This window comes from Streptomyces sp. NPDC002573 (assembly GCF_042889625.1).
GTDB classification, from domain to species: domain Bacteria; phylum Actinomycetota; class Actinomycetes; order Streptomycetales; family Streptomycetaceae; genus Streptomyces; species Streptomyces gibsoniae.
The window spans coordinates 1-3,610 of record NZ_JBIARC010000140.1; the positions used below are offsets into that span (position 1 = coordinate 1).

The window sequence follows — 3,610 nt, forward strand, 5'->3', positions numbered from 1 at the left end:
CGAACACGAACGGCAGCACACCGCCCGCTACCAGCAGGACTTCGTCGTCCCCGCGTGACCACCCCGCGGCAGCTCACTCAACGGGAAACGCACCCCCCGTGAGTTCAGGGGAACTGAAGGTTTCTCGTTGGGAACCCGAGGGTCTGGTGTCCTGATTCCTGGGTGCGGCCCCTTGGGTTGGTTGTGAACCCGCGGGGGGTGTGCGTGTCGTCCGGAATCGGTCTCACGCTTCGTCGCGGTGAGTGAGGTGGCCGTCGGCCAGCCGCCAGTAGTGCTGGTGGTCAATCAGTTGCCAGGTCTCGTCGGCGGCGATCGCCTGTGTGATCCATTCGTGGAGTTGGGGGAGGGCTCAGTGGCCGACCACCTCGCTCACGGACGCGCGGGTGGCGGCCTCGTCGGGTCTGTACGGTGACCGTCCGGTGCCCCGTCAGGCGGTGAGGTGGCACGTCGACTCTGCGTGAGCATGCGGTGGGACCGTATGCATCAAACCTTTGCAACCGTAGGCGCAGACGCCGGTTTGTGATTGGATGCGCGGGTTGCGGCTCGTGTGGCGCGGCCTCCCCGCGATCGTGGAGGCCGCCGTGGCGCGGGGGAGGGCGTAGGGGCCTTCGGGGATGGGGACTCAGGGGGGTTTCCTTGGTGCTGTCACAAGGCGATGCGGTGGTGGGTGCCACCGGACACGCACACAGACGCAGACGCATCCGGCGGCGCGGTGTGGTGCTCGCCCTGACCGCCGCGGTGGCCGCGGGCCTGGTGGGGCTGGGTGTGCGTCAAGCGCAGGCGGGTGAGACGACCGGCTCGGTGGACGTCCTGCGGACCGGTTGGGACGGGAGTGAACCGGGTCTCGGCCCGTCCGACGTGCGCTCCTCTTCCTTCGGGCAGCTGTGGAGGGCTCCCGCGCAGCTCGACGGGCAGATATACGCCCAGCCGATCGTCGTGGGCGGCACGGTGGTGGCGGTCACCGAGAACAACAGGGCCTACGGCCTTGATCGCGCCACAGGAGCCGTGCTGTGGCAGCGCAGCTTCGGGCCTGCATGGCCCGCGTCCACCCTCAACTGCGGCGACCTGGTGCCGGACGTCGGCAGCACCGCCACCCCGGTGTACGACCCCGCCGGCGGCGCGGTCTATCTGACGACCAAGGTCGACGACGGTCCCACCCACCTGAGCCCGCACTGGTACATGCACGCGCTCGACCCGGTCACGGGGGCGGAGAAGTCCGGCTTCCCCGTGACGATCCAGGGCACCCCGTCCAACGACCCCACCCAGTCCTTCCTGCCCGCGTACCAGATGCAGCGTCCGGGCCTGCTGCTGCTCGACGGGGTGGTGTACGCGGCGTTCGGCGGACACTGCGACGCCGAGCCCTATCGCGGCTACGTGGTCGGCGTCAGCACCACCAACCCCTCGGTGACCTCGATGTGGGCGACGGAGACCGGTGCCAGCAACAGCGGGGCCGGCATCTGGCAGTCCGGCGGGGGACTCGTCTCGGACGGTCCCGGCCGGATCTTCCTCACCACCGGCAACGGCGTCAGCCCGGCGCCCGGCCCTGGCAGCGCGCCGCCCGGCACGCTCGCGGAGTCCGTGGTCCGGCTGCAGGTGCAGGCCGAGGGGAGTCTGAAGGCCGCCGACTTCTTCAGCCCGTCCAACGCGCCGACCCTGGACTGGCAGGACAAGGACCTGGCCTCCGGCGGGCCGGTCGGTCTGCCGGACAGCTTCGGTACCGCCTCCCACCCGCATCTGATGGTGCAGCAGGGCAAGGACGGCCGGGTCTTCCTGCTGGACCGCGACGACCTCGGCGGCAGGTCGCAGGGCACCGGCGGGACCGACGAGGTGGTGGGAACCACCGGGCCGCTCAAGGGCCAGTGGGGCCACCCCGCGGTCTGGGGCGGTGACGGCGGTTATGTCTACTGCGTCGGCAACGGTGGCTCACTGGTGGCGCTGCACCGCGGCGTGACGGGCTCGGGCGACCCCGCGCTGACCGTCGCGGGATCCAGCCAGGACTCCTTCCCGTATACCAGCGGATCGCCCGTGGTGACCTCCGACGGAACGCGCTCGGGCAGCGCTGTGGTGTGGGTGGTCTGGTCGGGCGGGTCCAGCGGCGTCAACGCCCAGCTGCGCGCGTACGAGCCGGTTCCCGACGCGAACGGCGTCCTGCCGCTGGTCTGGTCCGCGCCGATCGGCACCGCGTCGAAGTTCGCCACCCCGGCCACTGACGGCGGGCAGGTTTTCGTCGGCACTCGGGAGGGGAAGGTCTACGCCTTCGGTAATCCGGTGGGCAGCCCGCTCAAGGGCGGCCCGGTCGAATTCGGGCTCGTGCCGGTGGGCGGCTCCGCGAGCACCGACGTTGTCCTGACGGAGAACCAGAGCCCGTCCCATTCCCTTGGCATCAAGGGCGTCACGGTCGACGGTCCGTTCACCGCGGACACATCGTCGCTGCCGCCGACGATCCCGGCGGGCGGGCAGCTGTCGATACCCCTCTCCTTCACACCCGCCGCGGTCCTGGGCGCGAGTGGAACGCTCACCGTGGCCACCGACGCCGGCAGTTTCGCACTGAGTCTGCACGGCGTCGGCACCAAGTCCGGTCTGGCTGCGTTCCCGGGCACGGTGTCCTTCGGCAACCAGCCGACGGGGACCACGGCCACCGCGAACGTCCAGTTGACGAACACGGGCACTGCCCCGGAGACCATCATCTCCCTCACCCCGCCCGAGGGACCGTTCACGGCCGCCGACCTGCCGAGCGCCGACCCGGCGAACTCGACGGTGATCCCGGCCCAGAGCTCGATCGTCCTGCAGGTCGGGTACGCGCCCACGGTCACCGGCCAGAACTCCTCGTCGATCACACTGAGCAGCACCAGCGGTGCGCTCACCATCCCGGTCAAGGGCGACGCGATCAGCGGCGAGGGCCACCTGGTGTTCAGTCCGACGAGCCTCTCGTTCGGCGCGGTGGTCCGCGGCACGTCGAGCACGCGGAGCTTCACCATCACCAACACGGGGAACATCCCGGTAACCGTCACCAAGGCGAAGGCTCCGGCAGGTGCGTTCAGCAGCGCCGACCAGCTTGCCGAGGGCCTGGTCATCGGTCCCGAGCAGAGTGTCCGCCAGACGGTCACCTTCGCCCCGACCGTGAGCGGCAGCCAGTCGGCCACGTACGAGGTCACCGGCGACGCCGGGCAGGGGGCACAACTGGAGTCGCTCACCGGCATCGGTGTGCCCCCGGCGTCGCAGCTGGGCACCGTGCTGGCACGGGACAACTCCGGCACCCTGTGGCTCTACCGCGGCACCGGTGTGCCCTCCGGGGCACTGGCCGCCCGGGCCGCCATCGGAACCGGCTGGAACACCTACAACATCCTCACCAGCGTCAGCGGTGAGATGGCGGACGGCACCGGAACCGTCGTCGGCCGCGACAGCAAGGGAACGCTGTGGTTCTACCAGAGCACCGGCAACCCGAAGGCACCCTTCGCACCCCGCAAACAGGTCGGCCCCGGCTGGAACATCTACAACTCCGTCGTCGGCGCCCGTGACGTGACCGGGGACGGCAAGGCGGACCTCGTCGCCCGCGACAGCAAGGGTGGCCTGTGGCTGTACCGGGGCACCGGCAACGCCTCGGCGCCCT

Annotated in this window: 1 protein-coding gene; it reads left to right on the forward strand. The window is 70.4% G+C overall.

The annotated features are described in order from the left end of the window. Nucleotides 1-660: 660 nt before the first annotated feature. Nucleotides 661-3,610 (forward strand): choice-of-anchor D domain-containing protein (locus ACFYX0_RS45015; RefSeq protein ID WP_388980909.1); only part of this gene is annotated, 2,950 nt, incomplete at its 3' end.